We start from the raw sequence: 14,952 nt of genomic DNA on the forward strand, positions 1-14,952 counted from the left end.
GTGGTATTAAGGTCATTTATTGAGACTTAGTTTCAACTACGAAAGTTCAGAAAAAATTTCAGATTATGTCTCTTTTAATGTTTTTTCACAACCAAAACCCTTACATACTTGCTTTTTTTCGGATTTTACCTTTCCTTGTCAGAAGACAGTGTAAACGGATTCAGGAAATCTGCGAATGAATATAAAAATACTCAAGATCTCTGTGCCTATCGTTGCGATAGCTGCGTTAGCATATTTGATTTTTTCACCTAGCCGTTATGTGGGCTATTCACCCGACCAGCCCATCCCCTTCAACCACAAGATACATGCAGGCGATAACAAAATCGATTGTAAGTATTGCCATACAGGCGTTGAAAACTCGGCCCATGCCACAGTTCCACCAAGTTCCACTTGTATGAACTGCCATGGAGCAGGTAACGTAGCGGGCAACCAAGAACATGTTAAGTGGCTCAAAGCACAATACGATAGTAACACTCCAGTTTCCTGGGTGAAGGTCCATGACCAACCAGACTTCGTATACTTCAACCACTCAAGACACGTGCAACGCGGCGTTGATTGTTCCACATGTCATGGCAACATGGCAGAGATGGTAAAGGTTAGACAGTCCAAGTCCCTAAATATGGGATTTTGTGTCGATTGCCATAGAGAGAACAATGCTCCTAACGATTGTTCTACGTGCCACAGATAATCGGGAGACAAGTAATAATTTATGATGAAAGACGATAGTTTCCAAAAAGAAAAAAAGTCACTTTGGCAGTCTTACGAACTTCGCGGTACCTCTCGCGAAAAAGAACTCCAAAAACAAGAGTTCTACAAATCACCAGACCCTTTGATTGCTAAAATCAAAAAAGGTGACTTTGATAGAAAAACATTCCTTAAGTTTATGGGTGCATCAGTTGTGATGACAACTGTAGGTTGTATCCAAAAACCTGCTGAAAAAATTGTTCCTTATGTGAACCTTACCATTAAAAATCCAGACAACAACGAAGTAGAACAATATGACTTCGTAAAACATGGACACTCTTACCACTATGCTTCGGTATGTGGTGGTTGTTCTGTTGGTTGTGGGGTACTCGTAAAAGCAAAAGATGGTCGTCCTTTAAAACTTGAAGGAAATCCAAGCCATCCAATATCAGAAGGTGCTTTATGTGCTTCTGGACAAGCTTCTATTTTTGATCTTTATGATGCAGACAGAGCAAAAGAACCACAACAAATTGTGAATGGTGTTGCTAAGTCGAGCGATTGGTTTGTTCTTGATAAAGACGTAAAAGAAAAACTCGCAGCAAACAAAGGTAAGACGGTCGTGGTAACAAAACCACTTACTTCTCCTTCCACAAAAGAATTTGTTTCTGAGTTTTTACGTTCTGTTGGTGGTGGAAAACACTTAGAAGTAGCGTTTGCTTCTTCTGATGATGCCATTACAATCGCTCAAGAAAAATCATACGGAAAGGCAGTTCTTCCAAACTACCACTTTGACAAAGCAAAAGTGATCCTTTCTATTGATAGTGACTTCTTAAACCAAGTCAACTACCACAATGACTTTTCAAAACGAAGAGACTTACAAAAAAATTCTAAGTCTTTCAATTCATTTATCGCTGCAGAAACTCACCCGTCTATGACAGGTTCGAATGCAGACCAAAGAGTTCCATTAAAACCTGGTGACCAAAGAAAGTTCGCTCTTGTAATTGCAAAGGCACTTTCTGATTTGGGAGTGGGTGGGGCAACAGGCGTGTCTGGAATCAATGTAGAGACAACTGCTTCTGAGCTTGGAATTTCCAAAGAAGTTGTGGTTCGCACTGCAAAAGCACTTGCTTCCGCAAAAGGTGAATCGCTAGTCATTGCTGGTGGTTCGAACACATTAACAGAAGATGCAGTGGATTTACAAATCGCTGTGAACATGTTAAACAGCATGCTCGGTAACGATGGCAAAACCATCGACGCTGGAAATCCTTTGAAAGAAGGAAAATCAGGCTACTCTGAAAACTTAAAATCCCTCGCAAAAGACCTAAAAGAAAGAAAGGCTGGTGTGGTCATTCTTTACGGTGTGAACCCAGTTTACGAAGCGCCAAATGGAGATGAGTGGAAAAAACTCCTTCATGAAGCAGCACAAGTGGTTCAAGTTTCTGACCGTGCGGATGAAACAGCACTTGCATCGAACTGGCTTGCTCCTGTATCACACTTCCTTGAGTCTTGGGGTGATAACGAATCCGTAACAGGGATTGTATCGGTGCAACAACCAACAATTCGACCTCTTTTCCAATCCAAAGCATTTGAAGATATGCTCATTGGTTGGGCAGGTGGAAAGTTACTTGGATCCGAGTCTCTTTACGAATACCTCAAATCAAAATATTCTAAAAAAACCAACTGGGAAGACTTACTCAGAAAAGGTGTTCTTGTTTCTGGAAATCCAAAAGCAGACAAGGGTGGTCGTTCTTTCCGTGGAACCATCGCACCTCTATCTGCATCTAAGTCTGGTTTGACTGTGTCTCTCTATGAAAACACAGGTATCGGAACTGGAGAAAGAGCAAACAACTCCCAACTCCAAGAACTTCCAGATCCAGTATCGAAAGTGACTTGGGACAATTATGTTGCTATCAGCCCACAATACTCTCGTTCGTCGGGAATCAAACTCAATGATGTAGTGACTGTGACTGTAAACGGAAAGTCCTTTGAACTTCCAGCTCTTGTCCAACCAGGTCTTCACCCAGAAGCAGTGGGAATTGCTCTTGGATACGGAAGAACAAATGTGGGCGAGATCGGAAACGGTGTTGGTAAAAATGCAAGTATCCTTGCAACAGAAGTAAACGGATCTTATGTTTACTCTGGTTTATCTATCACACTTTCTCCAACAGGTAAAAAATACAAACTCGCTACCACTCAGGACCACCATATGATGAGCCCTGGTGTGATGATGGGTGTGGAATGGAAAGAGAGACCTCTTATCATTTCCGCAAAACTACAAGACTATACTAAAAATCCAAGTGCCGGAATTCCTGAGCCTGAGATTCCAAAAATCTTAATCGATGGAAAACTACAAAGAGCACAAGGAGCAAACGCTCCTTCTGACCAACCAGGAAGTCAGTTTGCATACCCAGGATACAAATGGGGTATGGCAGTTGATTTAACTTCTTGTTCTGGTTGTGGTGCTTGTGTGGTTGCATGTAACATCGAAAACAACGTGCCAATGGTAGGTCGTGATGAAGTGCGTATGGGTCGTGAGATGCATTGGCTTCGGATTGACCGTTACTACATCGGTGATCCTGAAAAACCAGAATCACTCGAAATTGCACACCAACCACTCATGTGCCAACATTGTGATAACGCTCCTTGTGAGACAGTTTGTCCAGTGGCTGCAACTGTTCACAGTTCGGAAGGAACCAATGATATGGTTTACAACCGTTGTGTGGGAACACGTTACTGCTCGAACAACTGCCCTTACAAAGTGCGTCGTTTTAACTGGTTAGAACATTGGAATGAACACAGCTTACTCGGAGAGTCAATGCCTACCTTTAAGGCTCGTCCTCCAAGAAACTTAGGCCTTAACCCAGATGTAACCGTTCGTTCACGTGGTGTCATGGAAAAATGTAACTTCTGTGCGTCTCGTGTTGCTGAGAAAAAAATCGCAGCGAAAAACGAAGGACGAACTCTGAAAGATGGCGAAGTGAAAGCCGCTTGTGAACAAACATGTGCATCTGGTGCCATTGTGTTCGGTAACGTAAATGATCCTGAATCAAAAGTAGCGAAGCTCTTGAAAGACCCTAGGTCTTACAAACTTCTGGAATACCTAAACATCGGACCTGCCGTCAGTTATTTGACCCGAGTTCGAAACGAAGTTTAACAGGGAGAACACAAAGGGAATGTCATTAACACAAGCAGTTAGAGATAAATTAGATATCCCCGACCTGGTAACAGGCGGGAAATCGCTTAAAGATGTAACCGTTGATATCGCAAAACCAAACGAAGATTTCCCAACCAAACTTTGGTGGAATACTTTCCTTTTGGTTTTGACGATCACCCTGATCGACGTAGCCATTATCGGTTATTTGTTTTACGAAGGTCTTTACCTACTCGGGATCAACAACCCAGTGGGTTGGGGATTTTTCGTCGTCAACTTCGTATTTTGGATTGGTATCGGTCACGCAGGAACATTGATTTCTGCGGTATTATACCTCTTCCGCCAAGGTTGGAGAACAGGGATTAACCGTGCCGCAGAAGCGATGACAATCTTTGCCGTACTCGTTGCAGCATCGAACCTCATCCTCCACGTAGGACGTCCATGGCTCGGATTCTGGCTCTTTCCCTATCCAAACGAAAGAGGACCTCTTTGGGTGAACTTCCGTTCCCCTCTGATTTGGGACACGTTTGCGGTATCGACTTACCTTTCCATTTCCATGGTATTCTGGTACTTAGGTCTCATTCCTGACCTTGCGACCCTTAGGGATCGTGCGACAGAAACTTGGAGAAAGAACTTATACAACGTCTTAGCCTTTGGTTGGGTTGGATCGGCAAGAGCTTGGTCTCATTTGGAAATCGTTTCCATGATCCTTGCAGCTCTTTCTACTCCACTTGTTCTTTCGGTGCACACCATCGTATCCTTCGACTTCGCTGTTTCCATCCTTCCTGGTTGGCACACGACCATCTTCCCTCCATACTTCGTTGCCGGTGCGATTTTCTCCGGATTTGCGATGGTGGTAACACTTATGGTCATTGCTCGTGAAGTGTTTAACTTAAAGAACTACATCACGATGAAACACTTGGACAACATGAACAAAATCATGATGGTAACAGGACTGATTGTGGGACTTGCGTATGGAACAGAGTTTTTCATCGCTTGGTATTCTGGAAACGAATACGAAGTGTTTGCATTCTGGAACAGAGCTTTTGGACCATATGGTTGGGCTTACTTCATTATGATTTCCTGTAACGTGCTTTCTCCACAGGTGTTCTGGTTTCGCAAACTTCGTTACAACATCCCAGTGATGTTTGTTGCCTCACTTGTAGTGAACGTGGGTATGTGGTTCGAACGTTTTGTGATCATGATGACACTGAACCGAGACTTTTTACCATCCAGCTGGGCTATGTATACACCGACTCTTTTCGACTACGCGATGTTAATCGGAACGTTCGGTATCTTCTTTACTCTCTTTCTTCTCTGGTGCCGAATTATGCCAGTGATTGCGATTGCAGAAGTAAAAACAGTGATGCCACAAAAAGAAGGAGCACACCACTAGTATGTATCTTCCAAAATTAGAACAGTTTCATAAATATAAAGAAATGGATGAAGGAGTTCTCGGAATTTTCGATACTCCAGAAGCCATTATGCATGCTGCGGAAAAAACAAAGGCAAAGGATTACATCGGTTTTGATTGTATCCTCCCTTACCCAGTGCATGGAATTGACGAAGCCATGGGAACTCCTAGATCAGGACTCCCTTGGGTCACTTTCTTTGCCGGGATTTTTGGATGCACGATTGGAATTTTGTTCCAATACTTAACACATGCACATGACTGGCCTCTCAATATCTCGGGAAAAGCTCTCAACGCTTGGTTTGCCTATGTGCCAATCATCTTTGAATTAACTGTATTTGCCGCAGGGATTTATACAGTAGCTGCTTTATGTTTTTTAAGCGGTATTCCCAAAGCAACACGTCGAATTCTGCACCCAGATTTGACGTCTCATAAATTCGGTCTTTGGATTCCAAAGTCTGCCAAAGGTTATAACGAATCCGATGTGGTTTCGTTTGTGAAAAGTCTTGGCGGATCCGAAGTAACCGTTGTGAAACCGGAGAACCAAAAATGAAACAAAACATCTTTCGAGTTTTCGCACTTGTGGCGTTAGTTTTTGTCGCAAACTGTGATTATAAAACTCCCGTTTATGAATACTTTCCGAATATGTATGACTCTCCTGCAAGAGAATCACAAGAAGCGGATTCATTTGCTTCCAATGGTTCAGCTTCAAGGATTCCACCAAAAGGTGCGATCCCAGTAGGATACTTTCCATACCCATATGCGGCAGAAGCAACTCCTGATACCCTTCCAGGTCCAGACAAAGGATTAAAAAATCCAATTGGAAAGGTGAGTTTAGGGGATTTGATGATCGGGGAAAAACGTTACCAAACTTATTGCACTCCTTGTCATGGTGTGCAAGGTCTTGGAAACGGAGCTGTTGTAGGGCCTGCACCAAAGTTCCAACAACCACCTCCTTCTGTTGTTTCTGATAAAATCCGCGGTTGGTCCGATGGACAAATTTACCACATCATCACGATGGGTCGAGGTCTCATGGGAAGTTATGCTTACCAAATCGAACCAGAAGACAGATGGAAGCTCATCGCTTACATCCGCAAACTTCAAGAATATGAAGTGAAAAATAAAAAGGCGAACTAGGGGAAATTATGAGCTCTACAAAAGCAGCGAAACTAGACGAAACATTATTGCAGTTTAAACTGCCAGGGTCCCTTCGTAATGCCCTCATTGCCATGATCGGAATTGGAGTGGTGAGTTTCCTCATCGCCTTTTTTGGATTTGGTCATGAGACGTCTCGTCACATGGACGAAGCTGGTCATTTCCACCATACGAATTTAGGATACCATATCTTACTCATTGGTGCTTACTTTGTGATCGGACTTTCCATCACAGGGATTTTCTTCACAGCGATCCAACACCTAACAGGCTCACAGTGGTCGGTGACTGTTCGTAGGATTTTCGAAACTTACGGACTTTTTGCACCTGTTGCTGGACTTCTACTCGTGGGAGTGATCTTTGGAATGCATGATCTGTATGAGTGGGCAGATGCGACGGTTCGTGAAAACGACCACCTCATCCACCACAAATCTGGTTACTTAAATCCAACCTCTTTCATCATCCGATGTGTACTTTTCATTGGAGTATGGTCAGTATTTGCTTACATCTTCCATGGAAAGTCAGTCGGCCAAGACAAAGATAAGGTTGTGGATACAACGAAGACTCTTGCTAAGATTTCGGGAGGATTTATCCTCTTCTTTGCACTTTCATGGTGTCTCATGTCGTTTGACCTTCTCATGTCACTTTCCCCACATTGGTTTTCCACTATGTTTGGTGTGTATGCATTTGCTGGCGCATTCCAAACATCTCTTGCATCGTATTTGATTGTCATTGCGATTCTCAAGAAAAATGGATACCTCGGGGAAGCAGTGAATGAAAACCATTACCATGACATTTCAAAGTTTTTACTTGGTATGACAACTTTCTGGGCGTATGTTGGATTCTCACAATTTATGCTCATTTGGTATGCAAACATCCCGGAAGAAACTTTCTTTTATGAGATGCGTATGACAGGTGGTTGGGGATACACAACATTACTTCTTCCATTTGTGAAGTTTGTAATTCCTTTCCTTTTGTTACTCAATCGTCCGAACAAACGAAACATTGATTTCCTTTGGAAATTAGCTGCATGGATTCTGACTGTTCAGTTCTTTGAACTTTTCTGGTTGGTTTTCCCTGCAAACTTTGAAAAATTTTCAATCTTACACTTTGTTTTAGCCTTTGGCGGAACAGTGGGAGTTGTTGGTCTTTTTGGTTTCTTTGTCTTCAAAAAGTTCGAAAAACATAGTTTAGTTCCGGTCGGTGACCCTCGTTTAGATGAGTGCCTTCACCACCACCAATAGGAGAATTGTTTTGAAACTGAAATTAGTAGCATTCTTGATCGTTGGGATGAGCGTAACAGCTTGTTCCAAAAACGCAGAGGTAACTTGGCATAAAAATTGTGATGCCAAAACCAACAAAGCAAGTTTGGATTTTACTGTTCCTTTGTATTCAGAACCAGATTCTAATTCTAAGGTGGTAGAATTTGTTCCAGTAGGAACTGTTGTAAAAGTATTCGAAGCTCGTAACCATAACGTTTGGGCACCAAAATACTTTATTAAAGTTCAAACTGCAAAAAACGAAGGTTATATGAGCCCAAGATGTTTTGTAGTGGGACAAGATCCGGCAAACAGTGTTTGGAGATATTCCAAAGGACTCGTAACAGATTCAAAACCTTTTTACGATCCAAGTGACAAAGCTCATTACCCTAGAGGGACTGAGTATGGAAATTTGAAGGACCTTCCGAAGGAAAAAATTCCTCTTTCTGAACTCACAAAAGGTTTGGAAGAAGAAACTTACGTAAACAAAAACATGTTGAAACAAAACTAAGTTTACAAAGTTAACTAAGGTTTGGCGGAGTTTACTCTGCCAAATTTAGGATAAAAGACCCAAGGGAAACCAAGGGTCTTTTTTTTTGAGGGTTGCGAAGATTCTTTTATTTCTTTAATACTACTATTTCGTAGGCAACTATCGCCAAGATCACGAATTTTTCCCAAATGAAGTAAAAAGCACCGAGAGGTTGGATCAGATTCCAATTTTCGATCAAAAAATACATCGATACACCGCAATAAGTAAGATTGCCAAAGATCACACCGAGAAGAAACGGTTTCCAGAGTTTTGGTTTTTGAATAAAACAGGTATTGGAATAAAAAAACAAAATGCTGGCAAGGATTCCTAATTTGTATAACACTTCTGTGGGCATTCCAAAATAAGGTTGAAAGGGTAAAATCACACCAAATAACACAAGTAAGGATATCGATGCACCGAAAGCATCTAAGAAAAAAATAGAGTAGGGTTGGGATTTTTGGAATAGTTTTTGTATCATCAACTCAGTCCTAGATTGTATTACTCCTTATTTTCGAAAACGGTGGAGGTTCCATTGTTTCCTTTGATCTGCAGTTTTAGTAAAGGAGTTTGATCCCATTCAATAATTTTGAATTTTATTTGTAATCAATTTAATCAGGAAAATACCAGCTTTTGAATCTTGGATTTATGAGATTCTCCATAATCGTTTGCTATTTCAAATTCGATTCTAAAACGAAGGTAAACTACCTTTCGAAAATTATTCAAAAATTTGAAATTTAAGGATTTACAACCACAGACTATCTTAGATACTAAGAGATTAAGTTAATAAGATAATTAGCTTGTTAACTAATGGATTTTTTATGAAAATAGAAATTTTTAAAAAAACTACACGTCAGTATTTCGAAACAGCCCTTTTTATGCATGAATCGATCGCAACGCATGTTGGGCTTTCAGGCACAGATCATAAATTTTTAGGGTACCTACTAGAAAATGGAGAGATGACTGCAGGGGAACTGGCAAAATTATCTGGGCTTACTACTGGGGCGATCACTGGAGTCATTGATCGATTGGAGAAGAGTAAACTCGTAAAAAGGAAATTTTTACAAACTGATAGACGGAAGGTTTTCATTGTTCCAAATTTGGAGAAGGCAAACCAACTGTTTTCACCAATTTTTAATAAATTACAAAAAGAAACGGACCAATTGATTTCTAGTTTTTCAAGTCTTGAGATAGAAGTCGTCCATCGTTATTTCGAATCTGCAATCAAGATAATGGAAAAAGTTTCAAAAAATTTAAAGGATACGAATGGGATATGAATATGATAGTAGAAAATTGTTTTGTGTTTGCATCAACGTTTGGACTTTCAGATGTAACCAATTTTGTTTCCCACCATTCTCTATCAATTGCAAAGTATACTTTATTATTAAATCTACTAATCTATTTTTTAATGAATGGAGCTCAAATTTTTGAAACAATTGTTTTTATACCACGTTGGGCTAATGGAACTGTTCCTGATTTGGGTTTACTGAATACAGAGTATAAGTCTGCAGATTTAAAATATTTTTGGATTTTGTTTCATTCATTACACGAAATTATCTTCTTAGTATCACTTATATTTTGTTACCAAATAGATGGGATTGGTAACAATTTATTCCTACTTTTTATCCTTCATATAGGAGTGAGAGCTTGGACTATCATTTATTTCGCAAATAAAATCATTTGGTTCCAATCGATGGCAAATACAATCGATAAGCATTCATTCAAAGTATTCAGTGATATTAAGAAATGGGTGATCTGGAATTATATACGTGTTTCTATATATATTGGAATTTCGATTTTAATGGTACCACTAACCATTAAAATTCTAAATTTGAACGGTTAAGGAATATAAATGAATGAAATGATTTGATTTCTTCAACCGTTATGTGATGGTCATAACAGTTGATCCAAGTTAATTCGGTAACATAAACATCGAATCGGTAAACAATTGTTTTAATAATTAGTATATGTTTGCCTAGAATTCTGTATTGATTGTTCTAGAAATTCCAGAATAGGTTTTTTACTTTTGGGTTACGTAAGGCAAGGCCTGCCCAAAGGAGAATTCCTATATAAACGGGAAATAAGGTGTGGCTAAAAAGTGGATTTTCCACACGAACGTGGATGGCAACAGCACCACCTAAATATCCAGTGAGTAAGAGAGCTCCGAGCGCGGCAGTTTGCGGTATGGCATACAAAACAGTGATGACCAACAGAATGATTCCGATCGTCATTGCACTTTGGGCAGGTAGTCCCAGTTCTTCCATACTTTTTAACACTGGATCAATTTTAGCTAATTTTCCGCCTGCATCGAAGAGTAAAAATGCGATTACTAGGCCACTTAGAATTCGTCCCACCCAAAGGTAGGTTGGGGATTGGTTAGTTTCGTTCATAACATCACCTGCTTGAAAAACGTTCTTGCAATAAAAACATATCAATCGATATGTTGTCAATAAAATTTAGATGGATAACCAACTGAATTGATTGAACGTGGAGTGGCCTCGATTTCGGGGCAAATTGGTATTCTCTTTTGTGTATGTGTTTGTTTTATAGGAGATGAAGGAACAAGTGAAGGATGGGGAAACAAGAGGAAACTCGTAGACTGATCATAGAGTCTGCATTTGCACTGATTTACCAAAACGGATTTCAAGGCGTGGGTGTTCGTGAAATTGCACTTTCAGCAAATTTAACCATCGGTGCCTTTTTTTACCACTTTCCTACAAAGAATCATGTTGGTTATGCCATCATTGATGAGTTTTTATCCAAAGGAATTTTGGATCGTTGGATATTGCCTTTGGAACAATATGATAATCCAGTCGAGGGAATCATTCATACATTTAAAAAAACTTTTGACGAATGGCCAGATGAATTTGTTTCGAGGGGATGTCCGCTGAATAATTTAGGGCAAGAAATGTCTTCGATTGATCCTGAGTTCCAAAAAAAAGCAAAGGAACTTTTGTCCAATTGGATTCAGAACACCAAAACTTACTTGGATATTGCCAGAAAGAAAAAAATCCTAAAACCAAAAACAGATACACTTAAACTCGCGGAATTTATTGTAACCTTCCAAGAAGCTACCTTCGCAATGGGTAAAGTAATGAATGATCGCAAAGTCTACGATTCTTTATATCTTTCGTTTCGCGACCATCTACAATCGCATTGCCATTGACATTCCACTAAATGGGGTTATACTCAATCACATGGGACAAAAACGCACCATTGCTACCTCCGCCTCAGAAGAACGATTGGAAAAACTTTTAGAAGAACGCCTAACGGAAGGTTCCAATCATGAAATCATTGATAAACGAATTTGGGATTTATTTGGAGAAACTTGGTGTGTGATGTTTACCGACCTATCTGGTTTTTCTAGAGGAGTCGCAAAATTTGGAATCATCCATTTTTTGCAAACCATTTATGAATCACAACGAATCCTCATTCCTGTTTTAGATGAGTATGATGGAATCCTCATGAAGGATGAAGGGGATAGTCTAATGGTACTCTTTCGTAATACCAATAAAGCGATCCAATGTGCCATCCATATGCAAAAAGCCTGCAAACGTTATAATGTAGGAAGGAGTGCCGAAGAACAGATTCTTCTCTGTGTAGGTCTTGGTTATGGAAAAATTTTGAAAATAGGGGATACTGATGTGTTTGGTGCTGAAGTGAATGCTGCTTCCAAACTAGGAGAAGATACAGCCAAAGCTTGGGAGATTCTTGTGACAAGTGCTGTCAAAGAAAATGCTGATGAAACAACAGATTTTGATTTTGAACCCATTAACGAAATTCCACCTGGTTCAGATGGTGCCTTCAAACTACTTTATACAATTGATGAGCCTAAATGGGTGGTTTTGTAAGATCAATAGAATGGTTCATTCCATAAATTCATAAATGGAACGAATTTCGCCATGGGTTTCGATGTAATTGTATAAATCTTGGAATTCTTTATGCCCACAGAGAGTTGCCGAATCGCCTATGAGAATCAAATGGGACTTGGCACGAGTGAGAGCCACGTTCAATCGTTTTGGGTTCATTAAAAAGCCAATTTCACCATCAGGGTTCGAACGAACCAAACTGAGGATCACTATCTCAGATTCTCTTCCTTGGAACGAATCAATGGTTTGTGTGTACCACCTTCCATTTGCTCTTTGGATGAGACGTTCCACCTGCCCTCTGTAAGGTGAAATGATGGTTGTAGATTCTTTGGGTAATCCTTTTTCCATAAGTGTTTCTATGAGTGTGATTTCCGTTTCATTGATGAAACTGAGTTCCTCTCCTTCTGTTTCTTCTAATGTATCACTTCCTGCGGTATCAATCCATAGAATGGCAGAATCGGATCCAAAAATCTCAGTCATCACTTCTATGTTTTGGAACTGAAGGTCTGGATGTGTGAAAACTTGGTTCCCATAATAGGTCTGGTTTGGGAAACCAAGAATTTCTTTTTTCATACGAAATTGTTTTTCTAAAAAGATCGTTCGTTCTCCTGAATCATTCCCGATTGCTTTTTCCAAAAAACTATCGAAGGATTCGTGTTCTGGTAAGGAGTAGTTCACACCTAATTGTTTTGGGTCTCCGAAAAAAAATGTTTTTTTGCCAGAGAAAAGTGCCATATAACAACCTGGATCCACACTTTGGGTTGCTTCATCTACAAATACAAAATCAAATTCTCTTCCTTTTTTGAATTCGTTTCCAAAACCAGCAAAGGTAGAGACGATGAGCTCACTTGCATCCAGTAACCTTGTTCGAATATTTGTTTCCGCATCACGGATAGTTTTTAATAAGAACTTCGCTTCTTTTCTCTGTTGGTAACGTTCTTCTCTTTCTTCCTTTCCAAAATTTCGTTTCCAAGAGTTGATTTTCTTTTGGAGTACTCGTAGTTCCGTTTGCCAGTTTTGGATTTGTTTTTGATCGGGATGGGTCTGGATGAGATGGTCCAGGTGATAAGGAAGGACATTCTCTTTTATTTTTGTTGAATTCCCCATTCGAATCACTCGAATGCCTTTTTGGATCGCAAGCTCAACAATATAATCACAAGCAAAATTCGTTGGACAAAGAGTTAAAACGGATTCCTTTCTCTTTTGGATCTCGACAACAGCTTGCATGAGTAAGGTGGTTTTTCCCGTACCTGGTGGCCCAAAAACCATTCCATAATCAAATAGAGAAAAAATTCTTTCGATCGGGGAAAGCTCCATTGTTTTTTTTGGTGGAGTCGGTTTATCTCCCAAACTATAACCTAAAATCCATTTGAGTTTTTGGTACGAATCCGATTCTTTTGTCTGTTTTACTTTTTGTATGATTTCGTTATATAAATCATAGGTGGATTCTGGAAACCATTTGCGAATTTGATACTCTTCTCCTTCCCATTCATAATCACCACGGACTTGGATGATGAGTTTTGTTTCATTCCATTGGTAGATATTTCCATAAATGGATTCTGTTTGGTTTTGTAAGAGGACAGGAACGCCTGGTTTGATCCAATGTTTCGCTTTGTTAGAAAGATTCACTTGGAATTCTGCTCTCCAAGTATTTCCAACAACAAACCGAATATCAACAAATGTTGCGACTTTAATTGTTTGGGATTCCGAATCCTTTTCTAAAAAAAGATTTCGTTCTTCCTCACGTTCCTTCGTTAAAATTTGTTCTACGAAATTTAATTCTTCTTCCAGTGAACCAAACGACTGTTTTATGGCTCTTCCCATTCAATGTTCTCCAAGGTAGTAAAAAAACCATTCCGAAGGAGTGGTGCAAAATCGATAAAATCAGCTGCTTTTAGGTATAAAGAATCTTCAATGGAATACGCTTGGATGAGATTATTGGCAGCTTCCTCTAATTTTCCCAATCGGCAATGGGCTCTTGCTAAAATAATAAGTGTTTCAGGATCAATTTCCTTACAATATTCGATATGGGTTCGTATGGATGAGAGAGCATTTTCTGGATCTTCTGCATCCAAGTAACATAACGCGAGTAAGTCGTAATGAAGGAATTCTTCTGGTTCCACCATTTTTAGGGATTTTTTCAAAGAGGCAAGGGCAGAGTTGAAGTCTCCTCTTGAAAAATACAAAGAGCCAAGTTCTGCCCAGATGTCTTTCCGATCAATCCCACGGCCATTACTCAGATGGTCCTGGGACAAAGCCTGTTTTAAAACTTCGATCGCTTCTTCGGATCGTTCCATATCTTTGAGGAGGGAAGCAAGTAGAAGATAGTTTTCTAGGTAAGAAGGGAATTGGAGGATACTTTTTTGGAGTAATACCTTTGCAGATTTAAATTTTTTTAATTTAATGAGATAACGGGAGTAAACGGTAATACTTAAGGGGTGAGATGGATAGTTTTGGATGATGTCTTGGAAAACAGTTTCTGTTTCTTTAGGATTACCAACCGAATACAAACACCATGCTTTTTTCGCTTTGATTTTAATGAGTGCAGATTCGTCTTTTGTATAGGCTTCACTCTCTGCATACAAATTAAAAGCCCGCGTAAATTCCTTTTCCTCTTCCAATTTTTTTGCTTCACGGATCAGAGAAAAAAAAGGATTCATCAAAATTTTTTACTTCAGGAAATCACGGATTCGTCGATGGGTAGAATAGGGAGTAAAGATTGTAAAAGGAGGTCCACTCATGGTTCCATCTACACCTATCAATCCAATTGTCAATTTGCCAAAGGAGATTTTCCAGGCACAAAACCAACTCACAGAAAAACTGATGAAATTGGCTGTGGAAGAAAAACTGGGTCCAGTGGCAAATAGCGAAAGGTTACTCGACATCTATTGTTAAGTGAT

General features: G+C 39.8%; 16 protein-coding genes. 12 read left to right on the forward strand and 4 right to left on the reverse strand.

Annotation, left to right across the window (positions count from 1 at the left end; all coding sequences use genetic code 11):
• Positions 1 to 175: 175 nt before the first annotated feature.
• Genes ND812_RS09325 through ND812_RS09355 form a run of 7 tightly spaced genes read left to right on the forward strand, consistent with a single transcriptional unit; the run spans position 176 to position 8,168 of the window.
• Positions 176 to 688 carry a cytochrome c3 family protein gene (locus ND812_RS09325; RefSeq protein ID WP_100726560.1) on the forward strand — a complete coding sequence of 171 codons (513 nt, stop codon included), beginning with the start codon at positions 176 to 178 and terminating at the stop codon, positions 686 to 688.
• 24 nt (positions 689 to 712) lie between these two features.
• Entirely contained in the window at positions 713 to 3,838 is a 3,126-nt protein-coding gene (locus ND812_RS09330) for a TAT-variant-translocated molybdopterin oxidoreductase (RefSeq protein ID WP_265375938.1), read from the forward strand.
• A gap of 19 nt (positions 3,839 to 3,857) precedes the next feature.
• On the forward strand, positions 3,858 to 5,231 hold the full coding sequence (nrfD, locus tag ND812_RS09335) for an NrfD/PsrC family molybdoenzyme membrane anchor subunit (RefSeq protein WP_100716671.1): 1,374 nt from the start codon (positions 3,858 to 3,860) through the stop codon (positions 5,229 to 5,231).
• Between the two features lies 1 nt (position 5,232).
• Positions 5,233 to 5,799: a DUF3341 domain-containing protein gene (locus tag ND812_RS09340; protein ID WP_100716672.1), complete on the forward strand. Its 567-nt coding sequence runs from the start codon at positions 5,233 to 5,235 to the stop codon at positions 5,797 to 5,799.
• Complete coding sequence (locus ND812_RS09345; RefSeq protein WP_265358195.1) at positions 5,796 to 6,383, forward strand: c-type cytochrome; 588 nt, start codon at positions 5,796 to 5,798, stop codon at positions 6,381 to 6,383. Before ND812_RS09340 ends, ND812_RS09345 begins: the two co-directional genes overlap by 4 nt.
• Positions 6,384 to 6,391: 8 nt before the next feature.
• Positions 6,392 to 7,642 carry a hypothetical protein gene (locus tag ND812_RS09350; RefSeq protein ID WP_265358194.1) on the forward strand — a complete coding sequence of 417 codons (1,251 nt, stop codon included), beginning with the start codon at positions 6,392 to 6,394 and terminating at the stop codon, positions 7,640 to 7,642.
• Positions 7,643 to 7,652: 10 nt separating this feature from the next.
• Positions 7,653 to 8,168 (forward strand): Lsa16 family lipoprotein adhesin, encoded by a 516-nt coding sequence (locus ND812_RS09355; RefSeq protein WP_265358193.1) that lies wholly within the window; start codon positions 7,653 to 7,655, stop codon positions 8,166 to 8,168.
• A gap of 106 nt (positions 8,169 to 8,274) precedes the next feature.
• Here ND812_RS09355 and ND812_RS09360 read toward each other — a convergent pair whose 3' ends face one another.
• The gene (locus ND812_RS09360) at positions 8,275 to 8,664 is read right to left on the reverse strand and encodes a hypothetical protein (protein WP_265375230.1); all 390 of its coding nucleotides are present in this window, start codon (positions 8,662 to 8,664) and stop codon (positions 8,275 to 8,277) included.
• 340 nt (positions 8,665 to 9,004) lie between these two features.
• On the opposite strand from ND812_RS09360, the gene ND812_RS09365 reads away from it, so the two are divergent.
• Entirely contained in the window at positions 9,005 to 9,460 is a 456-nt protein-coding gene (locus tag ND812_RS09365; RefSeq protein ID WP_265358191.1) for a MarR family winged helix-turn-helix transcriptional regulator, read from the forward strand.
• Positions 9,461 to 9,462: 2 nt separating this feature from the next.
• Positions 9,463 to 10,026 (forward strand): hypothetical protein, encoded by a 564-nt coding sequence (locus tag ND812_RS09370; RefSeq protein ID WP_265375231.1) that lies wholly within the window; start codon positions 9,463 to 9,465, stop codon positions 10,024 to 10,026.
• A gap of 154 nt (positions 10,027 to 10,180) precedes the next feature.
• On the opposite strand, the gene ND812_RS09375 is transcribed toward ND812_RS09370, so the two are convergent.
• Positions 10,181 to 10,573, reverse strand: a complete 393-nt coding sequence (locus ND812_RS09375; protein WP_265375232.1) for a DoxX family protein — start codon at positions 10,571 to 10,573, stop codon at positions 10,181 to 10,183.
• 182 nt (positions 10,574 to 10,755) lie between these two features.
• Here ND812_RS09375 and ND812_RS09380 point away from each other — a divergent pair, with 182 nt between their 5' ends.
• Together ND812_RS09380 and ND812_RS09385 are read left to right on the forward strand one after the other, a co-directional pair.
• Complete coding sequence (locus tag ND812_RS09380; protein WP_265358188.1) at positions 10,756 to 11,349, forward strand: TetR/AcrR family transcriptional regulator; 594 nt, start codon at positions 10,756 to 10,758, stop codon at positions 11,347 to 11,349.
• Positions 11,350 to 11,380: 31 nt separating this feature from the next.
• Positions 11,381 to 12,034, forward strand: coding sequence for an adenylate/guanylate cyclase domain-containing protein (locus ND812_RS09385; protein ID WP_265375939.1), 654 nt, complete (start codon positions 11,381 to 11,383; stop codon positions 12,032 to 12,034).
• A gap of 15 nt (positions 12,035 to 12,049) precedes the next feature.
• Here ND812_RS09385 and ND812_RS09390 read toward each other — a convergent pair whose 3' ends face one another.
• Positions 12,050 to 13,876 carry an AAA domain-containing protein gene (locus ND812_RS09390; RefSeq protein WP_265375233.1) on the reverse strand — a complete coding sequence of 609 codons (1,827 nt, stop codon included), beginning with the start codon at positions 13,874 to 13,876 and terminating at the stop codon, positions 12,050 to 12,052.
• Positions 13,861 to 14,712 (reverse strand): tetratricopeptide repeat protein, encoded by an 852-nt coding sequence (locus ND812_RS09395; RefSeq protein ID WP_265375234.1) that lies wholly within the window; start codon positions 14,710 to 14,712, stop codon positions 13,861 to 13,863. The genes ND812_RS09390 and ND812_RS09395 overlap by 16 nt, the downstream gene beginning before the upstream one ends.
• A 79-nt stretch (positions 14,713 to 14,791) precedes the next feature.
• Here ND812_RS09395 and ND812_RS09400 point away from each other — a divergent pair, with 79 nt between their 5' ends.
• Positions 14,792 to 14,947, forward strand: coding sequence for a hypothetical protein (locus tag ND812_RS09400; RefSeq protein ID WP_167879856.1), 156 nt, complete (start codon positions 14,792 to 14,794; stop codon positions 14,945 to 14,947).
• The last annotated feature ends 5 nt before the right edge of the window (positions 14,948 to 14,952 follow it).

This window comes from Leptospira limi, assembly GCF_026151395.1.
GTDB classification, from domain to species: Bacteria; Spirochaetota; Leptospiria; order Leptospirales; family Leptospiraceae; genus Leptospira_A; species Leptospira_A limi.

What these genes read in the sequence shown, in the direction of transcription:
- ND812_RS09325 (WP_100726560.1), top strand. Translation starts at nt 176, where the DNA reads ATGAATATAAAAATACTCAAGATCTCTGTGCCTATCGTTGCGATAGCT.
- ND812_RS09330 (WP_265375938.1), top strand. Translation starts at nt 713, where the DNA reads ATGAAAGACGATAGTTTCCAAAAAGAAAAAAAGTCACTTTGGCAGTCT.
- nrfD (WP_100716671.1), top strand. Translation starts at nt 3,858, where the DNA reads ATGTCATTAACACAAGCAGTTAGAGATAAATTAGATATCCCCGACCTG.
- ND812_RS09340 (WP_100716672.1), top strand. Translation starts at nt 5,233, where the DNA reads ATGTATCTTCCAAAATTAGAACAGTTTCATAAATATAAAGAAATGGAT.
- ND812_RS09345 (WP_265358195.1), top strand. Translation starts at nt 5,796, where the DNA reads ATGAAACAAAACATCTTTCGAGTTTTCGCACTTGTGGCGTTAGTTTTT.
- ND812_RS09350 (WP_265358194.1), top strand. Translation starts at nt 6,392, where the DNA reads ATGAGCTCTACAAAAGCAGCGAAACTAGACGAAACATTATTGCAGTTT.
- ND812_RS09360 (WP_265375230.1), bottom strand. Translation starts at nt 8,664, where the DNA reads ATGATACAAAAACTATTCCAAAAATCCCAACCCTACTCTATTTTTTTC.
- ND812_RS09365 (WP_265358191.1), top strand. Translation starts at nt 9,005, where the DNA reads ATGAAAATAGAAATTTTTAAAAAAACTACACGTCAGTATTTCGAAACA.
- ND812_RS09370 (WP_265375231.1), top strand. Translation starts at nt 9,463, where the DNA reads ATGATAGTAGAAAATTGTTTTGTGTTTGCATCAACGTTTGGACTTTCA.
- ND812_RS09375 (WP_265375232.1), bottom strand. Translation starts at nt 10,573, where the DNA reads ATGAACGAAACTAACCAATCCCCAACCTACCTTTGGGTGGGACGAATT.
- ND812_RS09380 (WP_265358188.1), top strand. Translation starts at nt 10,756, where the DNA reads ATGGGGAAACAAGAGGAAACTCGTAGACTGATCATAGAGTCTGCATTT.
- ND812_RS09385 (WP_265375939.1), top strand. Translation starts at nt 11,381, where the DNA reads ATGGGACAAAAACGCACCATTGCTACCTCCGCCTCAGAAGAACGATTG.
- ND812_RS09390 (WP_265375233.1), bottom strand. Translation starts at nt 13,876, where the DNA reads ATGGGAAGAGCCATAAAACAGTCGTTTGGTTCACTGGAAGAAGAATTA.
- ND812_RS09395 (WP_265375234.1), bottom strand. Translation starts at nt 14,712, where the DNA reads ATGAATCCTTTTTTTTCTCTGATCCGTGAAGCAAAAAAATTGGAAGAG.
- ND812_RS09400 (WP_167879856.1), top strand. Translation starts at nt 14,792, where the DNA reads ATGGTTCCATCTACACCTATCAATCCAATTGTCAATTTGCCAAAGGAG.